Raw genomic sequence first — 24221 nt, forward strand, 5'->3', positions numbered from 1 at the left:
GCCTATAAAACCCATCGCAACCGACGAAACGGCCAAACATGCGTACCAGTCAGTACCTGCTCTCCACCCTGAAGGAAACCCCCACCGACGCGGTGGTGATCAGTCATCAGCTGCTGCTGCGCGCGGGCATGATCCGCAAGCTGGCTTCCGGTCTCTACACCTGGCTGCCGATGGGTCTGCGTGCGCTGCGCAAGGCCGAGGCGATCGTACGTGAGGAAATGAACGCCGCTGGCGCCCTCGAAGTGCTGATGCCGGCCATCCAGCCCGCCGAACTCTGGCAGGAATCCGGCCGCTGGGAACAGTACGGCCCCGAGTTGCTGCGCCTGAAGGACCGCCATGGTCGCGAATTCTGCGTCGGCCCGACCCACGAGGAGGTCATCACCGACCTCGCGCGCAACGAGCTGAACAGCTACCGCCAGCTGCCCATCAACATGTACCAGGTGCAAACCAAGTTCCGTGACGAGATCCGTCCGCGCTTCGGCCTGATGCGCGGCCGCGAATTCATCATGAAGGACGCCTACTCCTTCCATGCCTCCCAGGAATCCCTGCAGGACACCTACGACGTCATGTACGGCGCCTACTGCAAGGTGTTCACCCGCCTGGGCCTGAACTTCCGCCCCGTGCAGGCCGACAACGGCTCCATCGGTGGCAGCGGCTCCCATGAATTCCACGTGCTCGCCGACTCGGGCGAGGACGACATCGTCTTCAGCGACAGCTCCGACTACGCGGCCAACATCGAGAAGGCCGAAGCCGTACCGCGCGAAACCTCCCGTGGCGCCGCCACCGAGGAACTGCGCCTGGTGGACACCCCCGACACCAAGACCATCGCCGCCCTGGTCGAGAACTTCGGCCTGGCCATCGAGAAGACCATCAAGACCCTGGTCGTGCATGGCGCCGAGGAAGGCACACTGGTCGCCCTGATCGTCCGTGGCGACCACGAGCTGAACGAAATCAAGGCCTCCAACCAGGCCCTGGTCGCCAGCCCCCTGGTCTTCGCCAGCGAAGAGGAACTGCGTGCCGCCATCGGTGCCGGCGCCGGTTCCCTGGGCCCGCTGAACCTGCCCATGCCCTGCATCATCGACCGTTCCGTGGCCTTGATGAGCGACTTCGCCATCGGCGCCAACATCGATGACAAGCACTACTTCGGCGTCAACTGGGAACGCGACCTGGCCGTGCCGGAAATCGCCGACCTGCGTAACGTCGTCGCCGGCGACCCGAGCCCCGACGGCAAGGGCACCCTGGTGATCAAGCGCGGCATCGAAGTGGGTCATATCTTCCAGCTCGGCACCAAGTACAGCGAGGCGATGAACCTCAGCGTACTGGGCGAGAACGGCAAGCCCGTTACCCTGATCATGGGCTGCTACGGCATCGGCGTATCCCGCGTGGTCGCCGCCGCCATCGAGCAGAGCTACGACGAGCGCGGCATCCTCTGGCCGGACGCCCTGGCGCCCTTCCAGGTCGCTCTGGTACCGCTCAAGTACGAAACGCCCGCCGTCAAGGAAGCCACCGACAAGCTCTACGCCGAGCTCACTGCCGCCGGCATCGAAGTGCTGCTGGACGACCGTGACAAGAAGACCAGCCCCGGCGTGAAGTTCGCCGACATGGAACTGATCGGCATCCCCCACCGCATCGTGGTGAGCGAGCGCGGCCTGGCCGAAGGCAACCTGGAATACAAGAACCGCCGCGAGACCGACAGCCAGGCTGTCGCCGTCGACGAGGTTCTGTCCTATATCACAGCCCGCGTACGTCGCTGATCGAGAAGAAATGTTCAAGCGTAGTTCCATCCGCCTCACCGGCGCCGCCCTTGGCGGCGCCCTCTTCCTCAGCGGCTGCGCCAACCACCTGCCCCAGCGGGCGGAACACGAGGAGCGCGTCGAGCGCAAGCTGCTCAACCATGAGCTGCAGATCGACGTCGGCGAGCCCCGCGTGCTGGAACTGCCACAGCGCCGCGTGCGCGTGAACGAGCAGAAGACCTTCGAGGTGACCGAGTTCGAGGTCACCCGCCGCTATGACCGCTACACGCCCTACCAACCCTGGCGCGAACTCTATGAAGTGCCGCTGGGCGCGGTAGCGGTAGTGGCAGGCGTCGGCGCCAACGTACTCAACGTGGCGCTCCTCGGCAGCCTGCCCGATACCGCTACCAAGGACTGGATCAGCTACGGCTTCGCCGGGCTCAACCCCTTCATGAACGTCGAGTCCAATGGCCGCTCCGAGCAGAATCTGGCCAGCCTCGACGAGCAGCAACGCGACAAGCGCGTCGAATACTCCAGCCTGCCCTGGGCCGAACGCCCGGTACTGGTGACCGCCGGCAAGCAGAGCAATGAGCTGCTCACCGACCGCCACGGCGTACTGCGCCTGAACCTGCTCGATGGCCCCTTCGCCGAACAGGACACCAGCCGCATCGGCAAGCTCCTGCTCAGCGTCGAAGACCCGCTGGACAGCACTCGCGCCGAAGCCACGCTGATGGTCAGCCGCAGCCTGCGCAGCAAGCTGCAGGAAGCCCATGCGCTGATCTTCGAAGACCTGGAAGACGACGAGGTGCCGCAATGGGTGCACCGGGTCAAACGTCTGTCCGAGCTGGGCCTGGAAGAGGAAGCCAGCGAGCTGGAACAGAGCCTGATCGAACTGACCCGCAATGATCCCGAGCTGCAGCAGGAATTCCTCAAGGCGCTGATGAAGGACGCCGGCCGCCTGGCAGCCGATCCTGGCGAAAGCGACTGAGCCACTCCGTGCCCTGGCGAACCCTGCTCCTGAGCGGCCTGCTGGCGCTGGCCCTGCCCGCCTCCGGCAATCTGCGCCAGGCGCCGGAACCCGAGCTGCGGGAACTGCTGCAGCACACGGTGGCCGAGGCCGATAGCTTCGGCGACCGCTTCGACGCCGAAGTCTGGCTGCTCGACATGTCCACCCGCCTGAAACGCTATGTGCCAGACCCGGCGCAGCGCCTCGACCTGCTCAGGCTGGTGCACCACGAAGCCAGCAAGGCCGGGCTCAGGCCTGACCTGGTACTGGCGCTGATCCATGCTGAAAGCCGCTTCGATCGCTTCGCCATCTCATCCGTAGGCGCGCAGGGAATGATGCAGGTGATGCCCTTCTGGAAAGCCGAACTGGGCCGCCCCCAGGACAACCTCACCGACAACGCCACCAACCTGCGCTACGGCTGCACCATTCTCAGCTACTACCTGAAGAAGGAACGGGGCGATATCAACCGAGCCCTGGCCCGCTACAACGGCAGCCTCGGCGAGAACTGGTACCCGGCCAAGGTGGTCGGGCTCTGGCAGGACATCTGGTACGTGCGCCCCTGACCTAGCGCCGTACGATGAACCCGGCGATACCCTGCAAGGGTTGCTCCGTCAGTTCCACCACATCGACCTTCGCCCCGCTCGGGCCTTGCTCGAGCCAGGCGGCGAGCTCGCGAACCGCGCCCTCCTCGCCCTCGAACAGCACCTCGACGCGACCATCCGCAAGGTTACGCACCCAACCGTCCAGATCGAGGCGGTCCGCCTCCTCCTGGGTCGACTGGCGGAAACACACGCCCTGGACCTTGCCGCTGACATAACCGTGCAGGCAGATGCGCGCCATGCTTACTTTCCTTCCTTCAGTCTGGTCAGGTGCCCGGAAATCCCGGCAGCGGTCTGTTCGCCCATCAGGCGCTCACGCACCTGGCCCTGGGGGTCAATGATATAGGTCACCGGCAGCGCCTCGCTGCGCGGCAATTTGTAGCGCTCGGCCGGGTCCTGGGCGAGCACGGTGAAGTCGATGCCCATCTGCTTGGCGGCCTTTTCCAGCTCGGCCCCCTGCAGGCCGTCGAAGTTGACGCCCAGCACGCGCGCACTGCCACCCTTGAGCTGCCCGGCCAGGGCGTTGAGCTCGGGAATCTCGGTACGACAGGGCCCGCACCACTCCGCCCAGTAATTAATCACCAACCACTGGTTTTCGAGGCCGTCAGTCGCTACCTTCTGTCCATGCTGATCGAGGCCGACGTCATCCGAACAACCTCCCAGCAACAGCCCGGCACCCATGAGAATGAGCGCCCCGAAAACAGCCTGGAGTCGTGATCCCATGCAATCGATCCTCGTGTACGCAGGGTTGATATGACGCTGGATGCCCTGTGCCTGGAAGTGCCGGACATCCTCGAAGAGGACACCCCTATCCTGGCGGGCCTGAACCAGTTCCTCGCCGAGGCACGCCTGCAGCCCCAGGATGGCGCGCTGCAGGAGGTGCTCGGGCGATTGTTCCGGCTGAACCGGAGTGCGGTGACCTTACTCGAAAGGCAACGGGCGCTGCAAAGCTTCAGCGAGGAATACCGCCACTACGCCACGGCCTATGAACAGGGCGCGCTGCCGCCGATGCTGTTCCTGCGCCTGTGCAGTGAACTGGCCGCCGGCTTCAAGCGCCTGCTGCTGCAGATACTCCAGGGTCGCCAGCCTTCCCGGCCGCACCTGGCCTGGTGCCTGTACATGGCCCAGCATTTCATTGCGCAGACGCTGATGCGTCACTACCAGCACTACCAGGAGCCGCCCGGCTCGCTGTGGCGCGACAGCCACCTGCTGTTCTGGATCGGCGAGCACCAGGAGTGCCTGGACGAGCCGGTCGCCGCGGCCTTCCGCCCCGTGCCCGCCAGCACCCTGCGCGGCCTCTATCAGCAGGTGCTGCTGCTGGCCCTGAGCAACCCCTTCCACCTCACCGAAGGCGAATGCACGCTGCTGTTCGGCGCCCTCGCGCCCCTGGCCGGACTGGCGCACCTGCTGCCCTGGGATCAGGAAGACGAAAGCGACGGTGCGACGATCGACCTCACCGAGGCGCAACCCTATGTCCCCCAGGACCGCCTCGACAGCATCATCTCCAGCCCCTACCTGCGTCGCCTGGAGCTGGGCCCCCTGCTGATCGCTCTGCATGACCCCGCCCCGCTGCAAAGTAGCGCCGAGCACGAACTGCTCGAACGCGTGCGGCAGAACTGGCTGGGCCGCCAGCAGCGACGTCATCCGCGTACCGAGTACGAAGGCTCCTGCAGCATGGTGGTGGGCCTGCCCGCCATCCATGCCCAGTTGCTGGCGCAACGCCCGGCCAGCCTGGATGCGCAGATGCTCGACTCCAGCGCCGGTGGCGCCAGGCTGCTGTGCCACGCCGACCAGGGCGCGCAACTGCCGGTGGGGCAACTGACCCTGCTGCTCAACAGTGGCACGCCGACCCTGGCACTGGTGCGCTGGCGCCACACCAACCAGGAAGGCCTGCACCTCGGCCTGCGCTACCTCAAGGGCCTGCCACGGCCGGTCTGGCTGCGCCGGGCCCCCAACTCGCAGACCCACCCCGGCGTGCTGCAAAGCACCCCGGCCCCCGGCAATGGCTGGCATCACGGCCTGTGGCTGCCCAAGGATCAGTTCGTCGGGGGCGAACACCTCTGGCTGCAGCTCGCCAGCGTGCACAACCAGGCCATCCTGCCGCTGCCCGAGCCCAACCTCAGCACCGCCATGGTCGCGCGCTATCCGCTGAAAATGGCCTGATCGGCGAAAGTGCGAGACGGGTCACGCCGCTCATCGGCGAAGCGCACAGTTTCATCCGGGCACCCTCCCTATAATTCCCCGCACTAACCGTACGAACGTTCCGCTATCAGCCTGGAAACCCCCCTAATGTCCCAGAATCAAGACAAGCTGATCGGCCCCGTGCCGTCCCGCATCGTCGAGGCGGCACGCCCGATCGTGACCCCCTACGAGGGCCGGGTCGCCGAATTCAATATCGCCGCCTGGCTGCAGTTGCCTGGCCTAGCCACCCTGCCGGTATCGCTGCTGGTCAGCTACCGCGATGGCGAAATCCGTCGCGAAGTCGCGGTGGACCACGGCAAGGTCAACGCCCACGGCAAGATCCTGCTCTCGGGCATCGCCCGCATGCCCGTGAAGCACAAGATCGAAGACATGCAGGTGCGCCTCAAATCGGCGGTCACCGTGCAAGGCCTGCTGGTGGAAGAACTCTTCGTCCAGGCCGTCGAGCAGGCCGGAGCGGACAGCCGCCAGGCGCTCGCCTGATCGGCCACAAGGGCTGAAAACGAAAACCCCGCGCCTGTCGCGGGGTTTTTCATTTTCACTCAGGCGCGAGCAGCGCCATTGCTGGGGGTTGGCGGCTCCTGGTCCTCTTCCCGACGGGCTTCGGGTACGGGCGCGGGGGGAACCAGGGATTCGGGCCATTGCGAGAACTGCAGGCCGGTGATCCGGTTCAGGCGCTCGAGCGCCTCCTGCGGATCACGCTCATGGAGATGGACAACTTTGCCCTTGGCCTTACTCATAGAACACTTCTTTCCTTGGCTTATCCCTGCCTAATGGCAGAGTGACAGCAAACTCTCCCTGAGATTGCCAGAAACGTGCCATTTTCCACCTCCCCGCGCTTTCTGGCTCTGGTGCCAGGTGGAGACGGAAATGGCAGCTGGCAATATGCCGCAAACTGCCCTTTTTTGTCACTCCGATGCAGGCCGCAACCAGCCCGCCAGGCTGCCGTCGAACAGCGCCTGCTGCTCCTGCTGCAAGGCCTCCAGGGCAGCCTTCAGCGGCGGGTACCAGGCTTCGTCGAGGTGCTCCGGCAGTTGCGCCGGGCGCGGCAACGGCCAGGGACAGTGGCTGAGCAACTGATGCAGGCTGTAGCTGTTCAGGTCACGGGAAAGCACCCAGGAGCCCCCGCCCACCCGACAGGCCAGGTGCTGGCCTTCGAGCAGCTCCATGAACTCCAGCCACTCGTCCTCCGGCAGCAGCCAACCAGCACGCTGCACATCCAGGTGCCGTGCCGGCAGGCCGCGGATCTGGCGGTCATGCATCACCCGCAGGATGCCCATCAGGGACAGCAGGCGCGGCATCTGCCGGCGCCGCCAATGGCGCGAACCGGCCAGGTTGCACACCAGTTCCGCACCGAAGAGCACGATCACCCAGGACACATAGACCCACAGCAGGAACAACGGCACGGTAGCGAAGGCGCCGTAGATCAGTTGGTAGCCCGGGAAGAAGCTCACATAGAGCCCGAACAGCGCCTTGGCTGACTCGAACAGCAGGGCCGTGAAGGCGCCACCGATCAGCGCATGGCGGATCGGCACCCGGGCATTGGGCACCGCCGCGTATAGCAAGGTGAAGGCCGCCACGTTGAACAGCAGCGGCGTGAAGCCCAGCAGGATACGGGTGCCGGCAATCTCGTTGAGGCTGGAAAGCAGCGAAAGAGAGGTGATGTAGGTGCTCACCGCGAAGCCCGTGCCCAGCAGCAGCGGCCCCAGGCTGAGGATCGCCCAGTACAGCAGGAAGCTGGAAACGCCACGGCGCGGCTGGCGCACCCGCCAGATGGTGTTGAACGCCTTCTCGATGGTCACCAGCATGGTGAAGGCGGTCACCGCCAGCAGCGCCACGCCCACCCAGGTCAGGTGCCGGGCCTGCAGGGTGAAGCCTTGCAGGTACTCCTGCACCGCCTCGCCGCTCGACGGCACGAAGTTATGGAAGATGAAGCGCTGGATCTGCTCGCCCATGCCCTGGAAGGCCGGAATGGCCGAGAGCATGGTGAAGGTCACGGTCATGATCGGCACCACCGCGAACAGGCTGGTATAGGTCAGCGCGGCTGCGCTGTTCATGCCGTGGTCACTGAGAAAGCGATGCAACAGGAAGCGCCAGAACTCTTCCACGTCTTTGATGCGTTGGCGCATTCCATCTCCTTAGTTGCTGGGTGCCCTGTCCGCTGGCCGACTCGACACGCAAGGTTCAGACCTGCGCCCGGACGCGGTTAGAATAGCCGCCTCCCACAAGGCCTTGCGACCCCCGCCATGACCGAAATGACGCTGTATCACAATCCCCGCTGCTCGAAATCACGCGGCGCCCTGGAACTGCTCGAAACACGCGGCCTCGTACCGCATGTCGTGCGCTACCTGGAAACCCCACCCAGCGTCGCCGAAATCGAAACCCTGCTCAGCCGCCTCGGCATCGGCGCGCGCCAGCTGCTGCGCACCGGCGAGGACGAATACAAGAGCCTCGGCCTGGACGACGCCGGCCTCGATGACGCCGCACTGGTCGCCGCCATGAGCGCTCACCCCAAGCTGATCGAGCGCCCGATCCTGGTGGTGGGCGACAAGGCCGTGATCGGCCGCCCGCCGGAGAAGATCCTGGAGATCCTACCTTGAGCGCGCCCTACATCCTGGTCCTCTACTACAGCCGCCATGGCGCCACCGAGCAGATGGCCCGGCAGATCGCCCGGGGCGTGGAACTGGGTGGCATGGAGGCGCGCCTGCGTACCGTGCCCGCCGTCTCCACCGAATGCGAGGCGGTCGCCAGCGACATTCCCGCCGACGGCCCGCTCTACGCCAGCCTCGACGACCTGAAGAACTGCGCCGGCCTGGCCCTCGGCAGCCCGACCCGCTTCGGCAACATGGCCGCCGCCCTCAAATACTTCCTCGACGGCACCAGCAGCCTCTGGCTCAGCGGTGACCTGGTGGGCAAGCCCGCCGGCGTCTTCACCTCCACCGCCAGCCTGCACGGCGGCCAGGAAAGCACCCTGCTGTCCATGCTGCTGCCGCTGCTGCACCACGGCATGCTGGTCACCGGCCTGCCCTACAGTGAGCCGGCCCTGCTTTCCACCAGCGGTGGCGGCACGCCCTACGGCCCCAGCCACTACGCCGGCGCCGACGGCAAGCGCGCCCTCGACGAACAGGAAACCACCCTTTGCCGCGCCCTGGGCCAACGCCTGGCGACGACTGCGATCCGCCTGGAGAAACCCCGTGGCTAAGCAACCCAAGATCCTCCCCGAACTGAGCTGGCTCGCCCCGCGCCTGGCCATCAGCCGCGCCCTGAGCCTGTTCGCCTTCTTCGGCCTGGCCCTGCTGCTGGTGGTCTGGACCCTGGTCTACGCCGAGCTCAACGGCGCCCGCCCCTGGGTGGTGCTGAGCATCGAGCTGCTGCCGCTGGCGCTGCTGGCGCCAGGCATGGTCCTCGGCAACGCCCGCGCCCATGCCTGGGCCTGCTTCGTGATCAACCTGTACTTCATCCAGGGCGTGCTGGCGGCCACCGACCCGAACCGCGCGCTGTTCGGCTGGCTGATGGGCGGGCTCAGCCTGCTGCTGTTCTGCGCCGCGCTGCTCTACACGCGCTGGCGCTTCCAGTACAACCGCAAGCTGGCCGGGGAAAGCTGAAGGGACATGCGAAACGGCGCGGCCGTGGGCCGCGCCGGACTCACCAGCCCAGGGTTTCCTTGAGGAAGGGAATGGTGAGCTTGCGCTGGGCCTGCAGGGAGGCCTGATCGAGACGTTCGAGCAATTCGAACAGGGCGCTCATGCTGCGCGACCCGCGGGTGAGGATGAAACGCCCGACCTCGTCGGTCAGGTGCAGGCCACGGCGCGAAGCGCGCAATTGCAGGGCGCGCAGCTTGTCCTCATCGGACAGCGACTGCAGCTGGAAGATCAGCGCCAGGGTCAGGCGTGATTTCAAATCCGGCAGCTTCACCGGCAACCCGCGCGGCGCGGTATTGGCCGCCAGCAGCAGCTTGCGACCGGAATCGCGCAGGCGGTTGAACAGGTGGAACAGCGCCTCTTCCCAATCCGCGCGACCGACGACCGCGTCGAGGTCATCAAGGCAGACCAGCTCGCACTGCTCCAGGTTGTCGAGGATCGCCGTCCCGTATTGCGCCAGCTCCGCCAGGGGCAGATAGACCGCCTGCTCGCCGCGCTGCTCGAAGCGCAGGCACGCCGCCTGCTGCAAGTGGCTGCGCCCAACACCCTCCCCGCCCCACAGGTAGATCAGGCTTTCGGTCCAGCCGGCATCGGCCTCGCAGAGACGCTCGACATAGCCGAGCGCCGCGGCGTTGGCGCCGGGGTAGTAGTTGGCAAAGGTCGCGTCGTCACGCAGGCGAATGCCGAGGGGAAGCTGAATGGGTTTCATGCCGAATCGCTGGGTTCGTCGGAACCGCTGCCGGTCTCTCCGTAAAGTTGGGAAAGTTTATATAAATCATGAGCATGACGCAGCAAAACCATGATCACCGCTGCAACAGGCAGCGCCAGTAGCACGCCGGTGAAGCCAAACAACTGGCCACCAGCGAGTATGGCGAAGATCACCGCCACCGGATGTAGGCCGATGCGATCGCCCACCAGCAGCGGCGTCAGCAGCATGCCTTCAAGCAATTGACCGATGCCGAACACCACCGCGACGCCGATCAGCGGGTACAGCTCGAAGCCGCCGAACTGGAACAGCGCCGCCGCCACGGCGGAGCCGAAACCGACCACGAAGCCCATGTAGGGAACGATGCTGGCCAGCCCGGCGAGCAGGCCGATCAGCAGGCCGAGGTCCAGCCCGATGGCCATGAGCCCGACGGAGTAGATGACGCCCAGCGCCAGCATCACCAGCAGTTGGCCGCGAATGAAGGCACCCAGCACTTCATGGCATTCGCCCGTCAGCTTCAGCACCAACCCCTCGCGGTTGCGTGGCAACAGACCGCGCAGCTTGGCCATCATCAGGTCCCAGTCACGCAGCAGGTAGAAGCCGACCACCGGGATCAGCAGCAGGTTGCCGATCCAGCCCACCAGCGCCAGCCCGGAGGCGGTCGCGCTGGCCAGCAGCACGCCGACCACATCGGTGGTCTGGCCGAGGTGGCCGCTGATCACTTCCTTGAGCTTGTCGAAACGCCAGAAGCCCTGGGGCAGCCCCAGCTTGGCCTGGACCCAGGGCAGCGCGCTGTTCTGCAGCCAGTCGAGCATCTGCGGCGCCAGTTCATAGAGGCGCACCAACTGGCGACCCAGCATGGGCACGAGGACCAGCAGCAACGCCAGGAGGATCAGGCTGAACAGGGTGAATACCGCCACCACGCCCCAGGTGCGCGACAGGCCCAGGCGCTCCAGCCGGTCCACCAGCGGGTCACCCAGGTAGGCCAGCAGCATGCCCACCAGGAACGGGGAAAGAATGGGGTGCAGCTGATACAGCAGCCAGCAAAGAAGCAGGACGCCCCCCAGCCAGAGCCAGCGACGCGAATCGGTCATGGGAAATCCTCAGCCTTGAGTTACGGGAGTGGCCGTCCGGGCCCTCACCAGTGGAATCGCAATACCGGGTCACGCGGCTGCACCTGCGGCGCAGGGGCGGCGCCCGGGGTGGCCGGAGCCTGGCCGGCATCCACCGGAGCGGCCTCGGCGGGCGACTCCTGCAAACCGTTCAGTGCCAGTTGGGCACGCAGTTGTTCGCTGCTGGCGTTGACCTGGTAGCGCAACAGATCGCCTTCGACCTGCACCAGGCGGGCGCCGAACGGCTCCAGCGCGCGGGACAGTTCGGCGTAGCGCGCAAGGTCAGCGCCCTTCACTTCCAGTATCTGGCTCTGGCCGACACCCGCCGCCACCACGAAACGCGGTGCCAGGCGCTGGCTCACGGCGAGCAGCACGGCATCGGCCAGCGCGCCCTGGTCGGCAGCCTCCAGGGTGCCCTGGTCGCGGTTGTCACCCAGCCACAGGTGCCATTGCGCCTTCCACTTGCCATCGGCTTCGCTGGCCAGCACGGCGAGCAAGGCATCGGCGGAATAACGTTCGGAGGCCGGGCGCAGCGCCTCGGGGTCGGTCGCCACCAGGGCTTCCGGGGTGGCCACCAGCTGCTCGCTGAGGTCGGCCAGCGGCAGGCGCAGGGGCAGGCCGCGGTGCTGGGCGGCATCACGCAGCGGCTTGGCCGCTTCCTGGGCATCGCCCACCAGGCTGGCCCCTTCGCTGCTCTGGTTCAGCCACCAGCCGAGGATCGCTGGGCGGTTGGCGCCCCACAGCGGTACGCCGGCCTGACGCAGGGTGCGCTCGGTGGTCACGGGGTCGAAATCCACCAGCAGGGACTGGCCCTCGTAGCCGAACTGGCTGATCAATTGCTGCGGGTTCTTGCGCGCCTCGGCCAGCGCCGGGTTGTCCAGCGCCTTGGCATCGCCGGCCAGGCGGATCACCAGGGTCTCCAGCGCGCGGTTCAGGGCCTGGTCACGGTCCGCCGGCTGCTGCGAAGCCACGGGCTCGCGCACCTGGTAGAGGCCGCTGACCGTTTCGGCGAAGGCCGGCAGGCTGGACAACGGCAGGCAGACCATGAGCAGGCGGGCGATCAGGCGCATTGAAGACTCTCGACATTCTGTTGGGCGGCGGCTGGCCGCGAGTGAAGGGCTATACCTTAAACAGGCCCAACCTCACGGGCAACGGGCCGGGGGCCGGGCGAGCACTTATTTGAATGCTTTTCGCCAACGCCGACCGCTGCCGATGGCTGCTATGGGCCAAGCCTGATAAAATCGCGCGCCTTCGCAAACCGGCAGCCAGACTTGCCGGTTGATCCTCGAATTTCCCCTATAGGCCTGGATTTATGAGCAAGCAACCCTCCCTGAGCTACAAGGACGCCGGTGTGGACATCGACGCAGGCGAAGCCCTGGTCGAACGCATCAAAGGCGTGGCCAAGCGCACCGCGCGCCCTGAAGTGATGGGCGGCCTGGGTGGCTTCGGCGCCCTCTGCGAAATCCCGGCCGGCTACAAGCAGCCCGTGCTGGTCTCCGGCACCGACGGCGTCGGCACCAAGCTGCGCCTGGCGCTGAACCTGAACAAGCACGACAGCATCGGCCAGGACCTGGTCGCCATGTGCGTGAACGATCTGGTGGTCTGCGGCGCCGAGCCGCTGTTCTTCCTCGACTACTACGCCACCGGCAAGCTCAATGTCGACGTGGCCGCCACCGTGGTCACCGGCATCGGTGCCGGTTGCGAACTGGCCGGCTGCTCCCTGGTGGGCGGCGAGACTGCCGAGATGCCCGGCATGTACGAAGGCGAAGACTACGACCTGGCCGGCTTCTGCGTCGGCGTCGTGGAAAAGTCCGAAATCATCGACGGCTCCAAGGTTGCCACCGGTGACACCCTGATCGCCCTGCCCTCCTCCGGCCCGCACTCCAACGGCTACTCGCTGATCCGCAAGATCATCGAAGTCAGCGGCGCCGACATCGAGAGCGTGCAGCTTGATGGCAAGCCCCTGGCCGACCTGCTGATGGCGCCGACCCGCATCTACGTCAAGCCGCTGCTCAAGCTGATCAAGGACACCGGCGCGGTGAAGGCCATGGCCCACATCACCGGCGGTGGCCTCACCGAGAACATCCCGCGCGTGCTGCCCGAAGGTGCCCAGGCGGTGATCGACGTCGCCAGCTGGCAGCGTCCGGCCGTGTTCGACTGGCTGCAGGAAAAAGGCAACGTCGATGAGCACGAGATGCACCGCGTACTCAACTGCGGCGTCGGCATGGTCATCTGCATCGCCCCCGAGCAGGTCGACGTGGCCCTGGAAACCCTGCGCGCCGCTGGCGAGCAACCCTGGGTCATCGGCCAGATCGCCGCTGGCGTCGAAGGCAGCGAACGCGTCGTCCTGAACAACCTGAAAAGCCACTGATGTCCGACCGCTGTGATGTGGTGGTGCTGATCTCCGGTTCCGGCAGCAACCTCCAGGCCCTGATCGACAGCAGCTCCACAGCCGACAGCCCGGCACGCATCCGCGCGGTGATTTCCAACCGCGCCGATGCCTACGGGCTGGAGCGCGCCCGCCAGGCGGGGATAGCCACCCAGGTGCTCGACCACACGCAGTACGAAGGCCGCGAGGCCTTCGATGCGGCGCTGGTTGCAGCCATCGACGCCCATGCCCCGCGCCTGGTGCTGCTGGCCGGCTTCATGCGCATCCTCACCTCTGGTTTCGTGCGTCACTACCAGGGCCGCCTGCTCAATATCCACCCCTCCCTGCTGCCCCTGCACAAGGGCCTGCACACCCACCAGCGCGCGCTGGAAGCCGGTGATGCCGAGCATGGCTGCAGCGTGCACTTCGTCACCGAGGAACTCGATGGGGGCCCTCTGGTCGTACAGGCGGTAATCCCGGTAGAGTCTGATGACACACCGGAAAGCCTGGCCAGACGGGTGCATGTGCAGGAACACCGTATCTACCCGCTGGCCATGCGCTGGTTCGCCGAAGGTCGCCTGAGCCTGGGCGAGCAAGGCGCGCTACTGGATGGCCAAGCGCTGCCCCCCTGCGGGCAGCAACTGCGTAACTAGGAGATTTTGCCGATGCGTCGTGCCCTGTTGTTGCTCCTCGCCCTGTTCACCCTGCCGGTCACCGCGGCCGAGCTAAAACCCTTCGAGGCCAGCTACACCGCCGACTGGAAGACGATGCCCATCAGCGGCACCGCCGGCCGCAGCCTGAAGAAGCTGGACGACGGCCGCTGGCAGCTGGATTTCGAGGCCTCCATGCTGGTGGCCAGCCTGACTGAAACCAGCGTATTCCGCCTGGAAAACAACGCCTTCCTGCCCCAGACCTACCGCTTCAACCGCAGCGGCCTGGGCAAGAGCAAGCAGATCGAACTGGACTTCGACTGGAGCCAGAAGCAGGTGATCGGCAGTGATCGCGGCAATCAGGTGCGCGTGCCCCTGAACCGTGGCCTGGTGGACAAGTCCACCTACCAGCTGGTGCTGCAGCATGACGTCGCCGCCGGCAAGAAGAGCATGAGCTACCAGGTGATCGACGGCGACGAAGTCGAGACCTATGACTTCCGCGTCCTCGGTGAGGAAAAGGTCGAGACCAAGGCCGGCACGGTCGATGCCATCAAGGTCGAGCGCGTGCGCGATCCCACCCAGAGCAACCGCAAGACCACCCTCTGGTTCGCCAAGGACTGGGGCTACCTGCTGGTGCGCCTGAACCAGGTGGAGAAGGACGGCAAGGAATACCAGATCATGCTCAAGGACGGCACGGTCGACGGCCGCAAGGTCGAAGGCGCCCAGTAAGGCGCCAGCGTTGCCGAGAAGCCGGGCCCATGCCCGGCTTTTTCATGCCCTTACAAAGGTGGGCTGGCGGCGCGCCTCCACGGGTATAGGATGATCGGCATCCTGAGTCGAGACTCCCGCCCCGAGGAGACCGAGATGAGCCACTACCTGCCCCTGTCCTGCGAACTCTATGACTTCATCGAGATCGCCTGCCTGCACCGCTACCAGTTGCTGATCGAGCTGGACGACGGCGCCAGCCTGGAAGCCCGCGCGGTGAACACCGAGACCACGCCGGCGAAGGAGGAATTCTTCCTCGTCCAGGGCGAGGCCGGCCCCGAGCGCCTGCGCCTGGACCACATCACCGCCATCACCCCGCTGACCGAAGGCGCCAGCTTCGGCCGGGTGCTGCTGGGCAACCAGATCTGCTGACTCCTCCACGCCCCGGGCTGAAGCCCGGGCTACAGGCTGCACCGCCCCAACTCCTTGTAGGTCGGGTGCAACCCGACAAGCAGCAGGCACCGGGTTCCGCGGGTTTCACCCGCCCTACCGTCACCGCCAAACGCCCATGAAAAAGCCGGGCATCGCCCGGCTCTCTTCATGCACCGCACTCACCACATCAGGTCGTCCGGCACCTTGTAGGCGGCGTAGGGATCGTCCGCATCGGCTTCTTCGGTGGGGGTGTTGAGCAGCAGGATGCGGCGCGGGTCGCGCTCCTGGATACGCAGCGCAGCATCGCGGGGGATGATCTCGTAGCCACCACCGTGCTGGACGATGGCCAGGGAACCACGGCTCAGCTTGTCGCGGACCATATCGTTGACGGCGATGCGCTTGACCTTCTTGTCGTCGACGAAGTTGTAGTAGTCCTCGGTGGTCAGCTTGGGCAGGCGCGAGCTGTCGATGAGCTGCTTGATCTGCGCCGAGCGGGCCTTCTGCTCGGCCTTTTCCTGCTGCTGGCGGTTCAGTTCCTGGTCACGGGCGACCTTCTCGGCCTGTGCCTGAAGGGCGGCCTGGCGCTGGCTGTCATCCTTCTCGACCTGGTTTTTCTTCTCCAGGCGCTGTTGCTTCTGCTGTTGCTTGCCGGCCTGCTTGACCTGCTTTTCATTGACCAGCCCGGCTTTCAGCAGTTGGTCACGGAGGGAAAGGCTCATGGGTAATTCAGTCTCTCTGCTTAGCAGCCAAGGGCGGCTTTTTCCTGTTTCTTGGCTTCGCCCCACAGGGCATCCAGTTCGTCCAGGGTGCAATCTTCAATGGGACGACCCGCTTCACGCAATGCCTGTTCGATGAATCGGAAGCGCCGCTCGAATTTACCGTTGGCTCCACGCAAGGCGGTTTCCGAGTCCACCTTGAGATGGCGCGCCAGGTTCACCACCACGAACAGCAGGTCGCCGATCTCATCGGCGATGGCGGCGGGGTCGTTGTCGGCCATCGCCTCCAGCACCTCGTCCAGCTCCTCGCGCACCTTGTCCACCACCGGCAGCGCCTCGGGCCAGTCGAAGCCGACCTGGGCCGCACGCTTCTGCAGCTTGGCCGCGCGGCTCAGGGCCGGCAGTACGGCGGGCACGTCATCCAGCAGGGACAGTTGCTCCGGCGCGGCAGCCTTCTCGGCGCGCTCCTCGGCCTTGATCTCCTCCCAGCGCTGCTTGATGGCGGCCTCTTCCAGGCGCGCCATGTCCGGCGCGCCGTACAGGTCGCCATCGGGGAACACATGGGGATGACGGCGCACCAGCTTGCGGGTGATGGCATCGACCACGGTGGCGAATTCGAAACGGCCATCCTCCCGCGCCAGCTGGCTGTAGTAGACGACCTGGAACAGCAGGTCGCCCAGCTCGCCCGGCAACTGCTCGAAGTCGCTGCGCTCGATGGCATCGGCCACCTCGTAGGCTTCCTCGATTGTGTGCGGGACGATGGTCGCGTAGTCCTGCTTCAGGTCCCAGGGGCAGCCGTACTGCGGGTCACGCAGCCGGGCCATCAGGTGCAGCAGGTCGTCGAGTTGATACATGGCGAAATCCTGTGAATGCCCATGGTGTTCTGAGCGTGACGAGCGAAGGACTGGCTAGGCGGAATGGGGCCAGAAAAGCGGAGTTGGCTATTGCCAATGAGCATTTTCTGACCCCGTTCCAACAACGCCAGGCCGAGCGCAGTAGCTCAGGCAGCGCGATTACGGCGGGCTTCGATAATATTGGGCAGCTGCGAGATCCTGGCCAGCAAGCGCCCCAGCGCATCCAGCCCGGGAATCTCGATGGTCAGCAGCATGGACGCGGTGTTGTCTTCCTTGTTCGAGCGGGTGTTCACCGCCAGCACGTTGATGCGCTCGTTGAGCAGCACCTGGGAGACGTCGCGCAGCAGGCCGGAGCGGTCATAGGCACGAATGACGATGTCCACCGGGTAGGTCTGCACCGGCACCGGCCCCCAGCTGACCTGGATCATCCGCTCCGGCTCGCGGCCGGCCAGTTGCAAGGCCGAGGCGCAATCCTGGCGGTGGATGCTGACGCCACGACCGAGGGTGATGTAGCCGACGATGGGGTCGCCCGGCAGCGGCTGGCAGCAGCCCGCCATCTGCGTCATCAGGTTGCCCACGCCCTGGATCTGGATGTCGCCACGCTTGCCCGGCTTGTACTGGCCGGTCGCGCGGCGGGGAATCAGCTCCAGCTGCTCGCTGGCGCCGCGCTCCGGCTCCACCAGCTGCTGCGCGCAGTTGACCACATGGGCCAGCCGCAGGTCGCCGGCACCCAGCGCGGCATGCATGTCTTCGGCGGTGCGCAGGTTGCACTTCTCGGCGAGCTTCTCGAAGTCCACCGGCGGCAGGGCCAGCCGGGCCAGTTCGCGTTCGAGCATGGCCTTGCCGGCGGCGACGTTCTGGTCGCGGGCCTGCAGCTTGAACCAGTGGACGATCTTCGCCCGTGCACGGGAGGTGGTGATGTAGCCGAGGTTGGGGTTGAGCCAGTCGCGGCTGGGCGAGCCCTGCTTGCCGGTGATGATCTCCACCTGCTCGCCGGTCTGCAGGCTGTAGTTCAACGGCACGATGCGGCCGTTGATCTTCGCGCCCCGGCAGTTGTGGCCGATCTCGGTGTGCACGCGGTAGGCGAAGTCCAGCGGCGTCGCGCCCTTCGGCAGGTCGATGGCGTGGCCGTCGGGGGTGAAGACGTAGACCCGGTCGGGCTCGATATCCACCCGCAGCTGTTCGGCCAGGCCACCGATATCGCCCAGTTCCTCGTGCCATTCCAGCACCTGGCGCAGCCAGGAGATCTTCTCTTCGTAATGGTTGGAGCTGGATTTGACGTCGGTGCCCTTGTAGCGCCAGTGGGCGCAGACCCCGAGCTCGGCTTCCTCGTGCATGGCGTGGGTGCGGATCTGCACCTCCAGCACCTTGCCGTCCGGGCCGATCACCGCCGTGTGCAGGGAGCGGTAGCCGTTCTCCTTGGGGTTGGCGATGTAGTCGTCGAATTCCTTGGGAATGTGGCGCCACAGGGTGTGCACGATGCCGAGCGCGGTGTAGCAATCACGCACCTCCGGCACCAGCACGCGCACGGCACGCACGTCGTAGATCTGGCTGAACTGCAGGCCTTTGCGCTGCATCTTCCGCCAGATGGAATAGATGTGCTTGGCACGCCCGCTGATATCGGAGCGGATGCCGGTCGCGGCCAGCTCTTCGCGCAGCTGGTTCATCACATCGGCGATGTACTGCTCGCGATCCAGGCGGCGCTCATGCAGCAGCTTGGCGATCTGCTTGTACTGGTCCGGCTCCAGGTAGCGGAAGGACAGGTCCTCCAGCTCCCACTTGATATGGCCGATGCCCAGGCGATGGGCCAGGGGCGCGTAGATATCGAAGACTTCGCGGGCGACGCGGTGGCGCTTCTCGTCGTCGGCGTTCTTCACCTCGCGGATGGCGCAGGTCCGCTCGGCCAGCTTGATCAGGGCGACGCGCACGTCGTCGACCATGGCCACCAGCATTTTGCGCAGGTTCTCCACCTGGGCCTGGGTGCCCAGCACCAGGGACTGGCGCGGGCTGAGGCTGGCGCTGATGGCGGCCATGCGCAGCACGCCCTCGATCAGCTTGGCCACCACCGGGCCGAAGCGCTGGTTGACCTCGGGGAGCGGGATCTTGCCCTCGCGCACGCCACGGTAGATGACCGCAGCCACCAGGGATTCCTGGTCCAGCTTGAGATCAGCGAGGATCTCGGCGATCTCCAGGCCGGTCTGGAAACTCGAGGTGCCTTCGGCCCAGAGGTTCTGTGCGGCATTGGCCTGCTGCTCGGAGTCCCGGGCGAATTCGCAGGCCTTTTTCAGCACCTCGCGGTCCAGCACCGGATCGAGACTGAGGACATGGTCCAGCCACGCCTCGAGGTTGATACTGCCGTCGGTATTGACCGGCTGTTGCGCTCTGACCTGTACCATCTTGCCTTACCTTCCCTACGACGTACGCCCGTCACGCCGAATGTTCGCCAGCCTCTCTGGGCCAGTCGGATTACGCGAGCATCCTAGCCCGCCTCGAATAACGCCATGGCCTCGACATGGGCCGTCTGCGGAAACATGTCGAGGATGCCGGCTCTCCTGAGCCGATAACCCTGTCGGACCAGCTCGGCACTGTCACGTGCCAGCGTCGCCGGGTTGCAGGACACATACACCACGCGTTTCGCGCCGAGCTCGCCAAGGTGGCGGGCGATCTCGAACGCGCCGTCGCGCGGCGGGTCCAGCAGTACCGCATCGAAGCCCTGGGCAGCCCAACGGGCCTCGGCCAGCGGCTTCGACAAGTCGGCCTGGAAAAAGTGCGCATTCTCCAAACCATTGGTTACAGCATTGCCGCGGGCGCGTTGGACCATGACGTCCACGCCTTCCACCGCCACCACTTCGCGCGCCTGGCGCGCCAGTGGCAGGGCGAAATTGCCGAGCCCGCAGAACAGGTCCAGAACCCGCTCGGAAGCCTGTGGTGCCAACCAGTCTAGCGCCTGTGCGACCATCGCTTCGTTGACCGCGGCGTTGACCTGGACGAAATCCCCCGGTCGGTATTCCAGCTCCAGGCCCCATTGTTCCAAACGGTAACCCAGGCGCGCGGCGGCATCGTCCGGCTGCGGTTCGCCCGCACCGTGGAGCCACAGCTGGGCCTGGTGTTCGGCGCAGAAATGACGCAGACGCTGCAGGTCCGCCTCACCCAGGGGCTGGGTATGGCGCAGCAGCAGCGACGAGGCATTGCCGTGAAAGAGCTCGACATGACCGAGGGCTTGCGGCCTTTCCAGGCTGCGCAGCAGTTGCGGTAACGCACGGACGATGGACTGCAAGGGCTGTACCAGCACGGCGCAATCGTCGATGCCGACGATCGACTGGCTGGCGGCGGCGCGGAAGCCCACATCCAGGCGCGCGGCCTTGGCGTCCCAGCGCACGGCAATGCGCGCGCGGCGGCGGTAGCCCAACTCGGGCCCCACCAGCGGCGCGGCCAAGGCTTCGGGCTCGAGCCCGGCGAAGCGCGCCAGCTGTTCGGCCAGCGTGCGCTGTTTCAGGGCAAGTTGTTCGGCGTGGGGCAGGTGCTGCAGGGTGCAACCGCCGCACTGGCCGGCGTGGGCACAAGGCTCGACGCGGCGCAGCGGGCTGGCGACCAGCACCTTCTCCGCACGGGCTTCGACTATCTGGGCGCGGGCACCGAGCACACGGCTCTCCACCTCTTCGCCCGGCAGCGCGCCGGAAACGAACCAGGTGCGTCCGTCGACAAAGGCGATGCCGCGGCCATCGTTGGCCAGGCGCTCGATGGCCAGGCGCTGCTTCTTGCCGGTGGGCACCTGCTGCGCCGGGCGCGAGCCGCCACTGGGCTGGAACCGCAGGCCACCACTACGCTTGGCCATCTTTCACACTCTTGGGCAGGAACCAGGGACGCTGCAGCAAAACCGACGGCGCATAACGGGAAACGGCCGGAGCGGCGCCCAGGGCGATGCCCCGGCCATTGCCGCTCATGGGGTGCAGGTGAATGCGATAGGCGCGCAGCGAGTAACGGCCTGCGCAGCCATCGGGACGGGGAATGACGAGTTTCACGGGATCGGGTCGTACACGCCGGTGGACAGGTAGCGGTCGCCGCGATCGCAGATGATCGCCACCATCACCGCGTTCTCCACTTCGCGGGAGAGGCGCAGCATGGCCGCCACCGAACCGCCGGAGGAGACGCCGCAGAAGATGCCTTCCTCGCGGGCCAGGCGGCGCATGGTCTGCTCCGCTTCGACCTGGGCCATGTCGACGACGCGGTCGACGCGATCGGCCTGGTAGATCTTCGGCAGGTATTCCTCGGGCCAGCGGCGGATGCCGGGAATGGCCGAGCCTTCCTGGGGTTGCAGGCCGACGATCTGGATCTCGGGGTTCTGCTCCTTGAGGTAGCGCGAGGTGCCCATGATGGTGCCGGTGGTGCCCATGGAACTGATGAAGTGGGTGATGCTGCCCTGGGTCTGGCGCCAGATCTCGGGACCGGTGCCCACGTAATGGGCCTCGGGGTTGTCGCCGTTGGCGAACTGGTCCAGGACCTTGCCGCGGCCTTCGGCCTGCATGCGCTCGGCCAGGTCGCGGGCGCCTTCCATGCCCTCTTCCTTGGTGACGATGATCAGCTCGGCGCCGTAGGCGGTCATCGCCGCCTTGCGCTCGGCACTCATGTTGTCCGGCATGATCAGGACCATCTTGTAGCCCTTGATCGCCGCTGCCATGGCCAGCGCGATGCCGGTGTTGCCCGAGGTCGCCTCGATCAGGGTGTCGCCGGGCTGGATGGCGCCGCGCAGTTCGGCGCGGGTGATCATCGACAGGGCCGGGCGGTCCTTCACGGAACCCGCGGGGTTGTTGCCTTCGAGCTTGACCAGGAGGGTATTGCTGGTATCTCCGCCCAGGCGCTGCAGGCGCACCAGCGGAGTGTTGCCGATGCAGTCGGCGATGGTTGGGTACTGCAGGGTCATGGCGAGGTTCGCAATCCAGACGCAGGGGGTGCACATGATACCGGCAAACCGGCGGTGGCCATATCGCAGGAACGTATCGCGTTATGCCATGAGGCTATAAGCATGGAACCAGCGGCTATGGCCGACGCATCGCCTGCCTTCCTCTATATAGAAGGCCCTTGAATGACGAAGCCCCGGCAGCGGGTGCGGCCGGGGCTTCGTTGGCTGAAGGAGCGGCCAGGGCCGCACCGGTCAGAAGTGGAAGTTGGTGCTTAGCAGTGCCGTGCGACCCGCCGCCTGGTTGGCGAAGTGGGTGGAGTAGGCCTTGTCGTAGTAGGTCTCGTCGGTGAGGTTCTGCACGTTCAGCTGCAGGTCGACGTTCTTCGTCAGCTTGTAGGCGACCATCGCGTCGTAGCGCCAGTAGGACGGGGCGTACACGGAGTTGTTGTTGTCGCCGAACACGTCGTCCACGTAGAAGGCGCCACCGCCGACGGTCAGCTGCGGCAGGACCTGGTAGGTGGTCCACAGGCTGAAGCTGTTCTTCGGCGTGTTGGGCATCTCGTTGCCCTTGGCCGCGTTGGTGATGCTGGTGACCACACCGGTACGGTTGCCCACCGCGCCCGGGTCGACCAGTTCGCTGTCCAGGTAGCTGTAGCCGGCGAACACCTGCCACTTGTCGGTCAGCTTGCCGCTGGCGCTCAGCTCGAAGCCGTCGACACGGGTCTTGCCGGCGTTCTCGTAGGTGTAGTTGCTCACCAGGATGCGGGTGTTCTCCTTCTCCGTACGGAAGATCGCAGCGGTCAGCGACAGGCGCTCATCGAGCAGGTCCCACTTGGTGCCCAGCTCGTAGTTGACAGTCTCTTCCGGCTCCAGGTCGCTGACGATGCTGGTCGGAGTGCCCACGGACGTCGGCAGGCCGTTGCCCTCGGTGCCCTCGCCGAGCATGGCGCCCGGCGGGGTCGCGGAGGTGGCGTAGGAGGCGTAGATGCTGCCGTTGCTGGCCGGCTTCCACACCAGGCCCACCTGGTAGTTGACGAACTCGGACGTGTCGGACGCCTTGAAGGTGGTGGCACCCGAGGCCGCCTTGGTCTTGGCATCGGTCTCGAAGCTGTCGTAGCGCAGGCCCAGGTTGAGGATCCACTGCGGGTCCAGCTCGATGCTGTCGAACGCGTAGATCGCGCGGGTGTCACCCGTTGTGACGGTTCCCGAATAGTCGCGCGCCACGCTTCCGGCCCAGGGGTCATCCGGATTGGGGTTGCCCAGGGAGGTGCAGTTGTAACCGGTGCTCGCGCCAGTGGTCGGGCAGTTGAGGTTACCGGTGCCTACCGAGTTGGCCACTGTGTAGGTGGAACGATCGGACTCCTCGCGGGACAGTTCGATGCCCGTGGAAAAGCTGTTCTTGAAGCCCGCCAGTTGGAAGTCACCGAACAGGTCGGTCTGGTTGGTGGTGGTGGCGGTGTTGCCCACACGGGTGTTGGCGCGGCGCCATACGTTGCCATTGCGCACGTTGCCTTTGCTGTCGTCCGGCTGGGTCAGGATGTAGTCCTGCATGCTGTTGCCATGGCGCAGGGTGTTCTTGATGGTCAGCGAATCAGTCAGGTCGTGCTCGATGGCGATGGTGGCGATGTCCGCCCGGGTCTTGCGGAAGTCGCGGTTGGTCAGGCCATAGAAGTTGCTGCTGTCACCGCCGTCGACGGGCTTGTCCGGGCTGGCGGCGGTGTGGGTGGTGCCCACCGAGTAGCCGTAGGGGATGCCCGAGTCCGGCAGGTCGTTGCTTTCCATGTGATAGAAATCGAGGTTCAGCCGGGTGTCGGTGCCCAGGCCGAAGGCCAGCGAGGGCGCGACGCCCCAGCGGTCGTAATTGACCTTGTCGCGGCCGGCCACGTTGCTCTCGTGGCTCATCAGGTTGAGGCGGAACGCCGCAGTGTCGAGGAACTGCTGGTTGATGTCGGCGGTGTAGCGCTGGGTCTGGTCGGAGCCCCAGGTGAAGCCGCCGTCGATGGAGTCGCCCAGGTGCGCCTTCTTGGTCACCAGATTGAGGCTGCCGCCGGCCGAGCCGCGGCCGCCGAAGGAAGAGTTCGGGCCCTTGCTCACTTCTACTGACTCGATGGCGAAGATCTCGCGGGTCTGTGCGCCGGTGTCACGCACGCCGTCCAGATAGGTATCGGACTGGGCATCGAAGCCCCGGATGAAGGGGCGGTCGCCCTGGGGGTTGCCCCCCTCGCCCGCGCCCATGGTGATGCCGGGAACGGTGCGCAGGGCATCCTGCAGGGACAGCGCGCCGGTGTCCTTGATCACCTGCTGCGGAATCACGGTGACCGAACGCGGGGTGTCCACCAGCGGCGCGGTGTATTTCTGCGAGGCGGAACGCTGGACCTGGTAGTCCTCGCTCTCGATCTGCTCGCCCACCACCGAGGTGGCATCAAGGGAAATCACGCCATCCTTCTCGCCGTCCTTCTTTTCCGGCTGTGCGGCATGGACGACCGGCGCCATGGAGGCGGCCGACAGGGCGACGCCGATGGCGGAAGCCAGCAGGCGCTGGGCAGAAACAGTGGACTCGAGCAGCTGACGCGACATCGTTTTCCCTCCCCAGGGATTTC

Annotated in this window: 26 protein-coding genes; 12 read left to right on the plus strand and 14 right to left on the minus strand. The window is 65.8% G+C overall.

Going from position 1 to position 24221, the window contains the following annotated elements; genetic code table 11:
• Positions 1–38 precede the first annotated feature (38 nt).
• The 3 genes from PI990_RS24175 to PI990_RS24185 are packed head-to-tail and all read left to right on the plus strand — an operon-like array spanning position 39 to position 3302.
• Positions 39–1754 carry a proline--tRNA ligase gene (locus tag PI990_RS24175; protein WP_271658700.1) on the plus strand — a complete coding sequence of 572 codons (1716 nt, stop codon included), beginning with the start codon at positions 39–41 and terminating at the stop codon, positions 1752–1754.
• Positions 1755–1764: 10 nt separating this feature from the next.
• Entirely contained in the window at positions 1765–2721 is a 957-nt protein-coding gene (locus tag PI990_RS24180) for a hypothetical protein (protein WP_271658701.1), read from the plus strand.
• Between the two features lie 8 nt (positions 2722–2729).
• A complete protein-coding gene (locus PI990_RS24185; RefSeq protein WP_184487732.1) occupies positions 2730–3302 on the plus strand; it encodes a lytic transglycosylase domain-containing protein in 573 nt (190 codons plus the stop codon).
• Between the two features lies 1 nt (position 3303).
• Here the strand turns inward: PI990_RS24185 and PI990_RS24190 are convergent, their stop codons facing one another.
• Entirely contained in the window at positions 3304–3579 is a 276-nt protein-coding gene (locus PI990_RS24190) for an acylphosphatase (protein WP_184487731.1), read from the minus strand.
• A 2-nt stretch (positions 3580–3581) separates the two neighbouring features.
• On the minus strand, positions 3582–4061 hold the full coding sequence (locus PI990_RS24195; protein WP_271658702.1) for a TlpA disulfide reductase family protein: 480 nt from the start codon (positions 4059–4061) through the stop codon (positions 3582–3584).
• 30 nt (positions 4062–4091) lie between these two features.
• Between PI990_RS24195 and PI990_RS24200 the strand changes: the two genes are divergently transcribed.
• Together PI990_RS24200 and PI990_RS24205 are read left to right on the plus strand one after the other, a co-directional pair.
• Positions 4092–5501: a PilZ domain-containing protein gene (locus PI990_RS24200; protein WP_271658703.1), complete on the plus strand. Its 1410-nt coding sequence runs from the start codon at positions 4092–4094 to the stop codon at positions 5499–5501.
• A gap of 126 nt (positions 5502–5627) precedes the next feature.
• Positions 5628–6020 (plus strand): hypothetical protein, encoded by a 393-nt coding sequence (locus PI990_RS24205; RefSeq protein WP_021221444.1) that lies wholly within the window; start codon positions 5628–5630, stop codon positions 6018–6020.
• Positions 6021–6079: 59 nt separating this feature from the next.
• Here PI990_RS24205 and PI990_RS31470 read toward each other — a convergent pair whose 3' ends face one another.
• Together PI990_RS31470 and PI990_RS24215 are read right to left on the minus strand one after the other, a co-directional pair.
• On the minus strand, positions 6080–6277 hold the full coding sequence (locus PI990_RS31470) for a hypothetical protein (protein ID WP_021221445.1): 198 nt from the start codon (positions 6275–6277) through the stop codon (positions 6080–6082).
• 168 nt (positions 6278–6445) lie between these two features.
• Positions 6446–7666, minus strand: coding sequence for a YihY family inner membrane protein (locus tag PI990_RS24215; protein ID WP_263399941.1), 1221 nt, complete (start codon positions 7664–7666; stop codon positions 6446–6448).
• A gap of 117 nt (positions 7667–7783) precedes the next feature.
• On the opposite strand from PI990_RS24215, the gene arsC reads away from it, so the two are divergent.
• The 3 genes from arsC to PI990_RS24230 are packed head-to-tail and all read left to right on the plus strand — an operon-like array spanning position 7784 to position 9142.
• On the plus strand, positions 7784–8137 hold the full coding sequence (gene arsC / locus PI990_RS24220) for an arsenate reductase (glutaredoxin) (RefSeq protein ID WP_184487727.1): 354 nt from the start codon (positions 7784–7786) through the stop codon (positions 8135–8137).
• Positions 8134–8739, plus strand: coding sequence for an NAD(P)H:quinone oxidoreductase (gene wrbA, locus PI990_RS24225; RefSeq protein WP_184487726.1), 606 nt, complete (start codon positions 8134–8136; stop codon positions 8737–8739). The genes arsC and wrbA overlap by 4 nt, the downstream gene beginning before the upstream one ends.
• Positions 8732–9142 (plus strand): DUF2069 domain-containing protein, encoded by a 411-nt coding sequence (locus PI990_RS24230; RefSeq protein WP_021221449.1) that lies wholly within the window; start codon positions 8732–8734, stop codon positions 9140–9142. The genes wrbA and PI990_RS24230 overlap by 8 nt, the downstream gene beginning before the upstream one ends.
• Positions 9143–9182: 40 nt before the next feature.
• Here PI990_RS24230 and hda read toward each other — a convergent pair whose 3' ends face one another.
• The 3 genes from hda to PI990_RS24245 are packed head-to-tail and all read right to left on the minus strand — an operon-like array spanning position 9183 to position 12066.
• Entirely contained in the window at positions 9183–9887 is a 705-nt protein-coding gene (gene hda, locus PI990_RS24235) for a DnaA regulatory inactivator Hda (RefSeq protein ID WP_021221450.1), read from the minus strand.
• Positions 9884–10978, minus strand: coding sequence for an AI-2E family transporter (locus tag PI990_RS24240; protein WP_184487724.1), 1095 nt, complete (start codon positions 10976–10978; stop codon positions 9884–9886). The genes hda and PI990_RS24240 overlap by 4 nt, the downstream gene beginning before the upstream one ends.
• Positions 10979–11022: 44 nt before the next feature.
• On the minus strand, positions 11023–12066 hold the full coding sequence (locus tag PI990_RS24245) for a DUF2066 domain-containing protein (RefSeq protein WP_271658704.1): 1044 nt from the start codon (positions 12064–12066) through the stop codon (positions 11023–11025).
• Positions 12067–12308: 242 nt separating this feature from the next.
• On the opposite strand from PI990_RS24245, the gene purM reads away from it, so the two are divergent.
• From purM to PI990_RS24265, 4 genes are all read left to right on the plus strand, one after another.
• Positions 12309–13367, plus strand: a complete 1059-nt coding sequence (purM, locus tag PI990_RS24250; RefSeq protein WP_271658705.1) for a phosphoribosylformylglycinamidine cyclo-ligase — start codon at positions 12309–12311, stop codon at positions 13365–13367.
• The gene (gene purN, locus PI990_RS24255) at positions 13367–14017 is read left to right on the plus strand and encodes a phosphoribosylglycinamide formyltransferase (RefSeq protein ID WP_271658706.1); all 651 of its coding nucleotides are present in this window, start codon (positions 13367–13369) and stop codon (positions 14015–14017) included. Before purM ends, purN begins: the two co-directional genes overlap by 1 nt.
• A gap of 12 nt (positions 14018–14029) precedes the next feature.
• Complete coding sequence (locus PI990_RS24260) at positions 14030–14743, plus strand: DUF3108 domain-containing protein (RefSeq protein ID WP_021221455.1); 714 nt, start codon at positions 14030–14032, stop codon at positions 14741–14743.
• Positions 14744–14878: 135 nt separating this feature from the next.
• Complete coding sequence (locus PI990_RS24265) at positions 14879–15151, plus strand: Rho-binding antiterminator (protein ID WP_021221456.1); 273 nt, start codon at positions 14879–14881, stop codon at positions 15149–15151.
• Between the two features lie 179 nt (positions 15152–15330).
• Here PI990_RS24265 and PI990_RS24270 read toward each other — a convergent pair whose 3' ends face one another.
• From PI990_RS24270 to PI990_RS24300, 7 genes are all read right to left on the minus strand, one after another.
• Entirely contained in the window at positions 15331–15870 is a 540-nt protein-coding gene (locus PI990_RS24270) for a DUF2058 domain-containing protein (protein ID WP_021221457.1), read from the minus strand.
• 20 nt (positions 15871–15890) lie between these two features.
• Positions 15891–16721, minus strand: coding sequence for a nucleoside triphosphate pyrophosphohydrolase (mazG, locus tag PI990_RS24275; protein WP_271658707.1), 831 nt, complete (start codon positions 16719–16721; stop codon positions 15891–15893).
• 146 nt (positions 16722–16867) lie between these two features.
• Complete coding sequence (relA, locus tag PI990_RS24280; protein WP_021221459.1) at positions 16868–19117, minus strand: GTP diphosphokinase; 2250 nt, start codon at positions 19115–19117, stop codon at positions 16868–16870.
• An 83-nt stretch (positions 19118–19200) separates the two neighbouring features.
• Positions 19201–20556 (minus strand): 23S rRNA (uracil(1939)-C(5))-methyltransferase RlmD, encoded by a 1356-nt coding sequence (gene rlmD, locus PI990_RS24285; protein ID WP_271658708.1) that lies wholly within the window; start codon positions 20554–20556, stop codon positions 19201–19203.
• Positions 20543–20743: a hypothetical protein gene (locus PI990_RS24290; RefSeq protein WP_271658709.1), complete on the minus strand. Its 201-nt coding sequence runs from the start codon at positions 20741–20743 to the stop codon at positions 20543–20545. The genes rlmD and PI990_RS24290 overlap by 14 nt, the downstream gene beginning before the upstream one ends.
• Positions 20740–21642 carry a cysteine synthase CysM gene (cysM, locus tag PI990_RS24295; protein ID WP_021221461.1) on the minus strand — a complete coding sequence of 301 codons (903 nt, stop codon included), beginning with the start codon at positions 21640–21642 and terminating at the stop codon, positions 20740–20742. Before cysM ends, PI990_RS24290 begins: the two co-directional genes overlap by 4 nt.
• A gap of 231 nt (positions 21643–21873) precedes the next feature.
• The gene (locus PI990_RS24300) at positions 21874–24198 is read right to left on the minus strand and encodes a TonB-dependent receptor (RefSeq protein WP_271658710.1); all 2325 of its coding nucleotides are present in this window, start codon (positions 24196–24198) and stop codon (positions 21874–21876) included.
• Positions 24199–24221: the final 23 nt, after the last annotated feature.

The organism is Pseudomonas sp. TUM22785, assembly GCF_028198105.1.
GTDB classification, from domain to species: domain Bacteria; phylum Pseudomonadota; class Gammaproteobacteria; order Pseudomonadales; family Pseudomonadaceae; genus Metapseudomonas; species Metapseudomonas solani.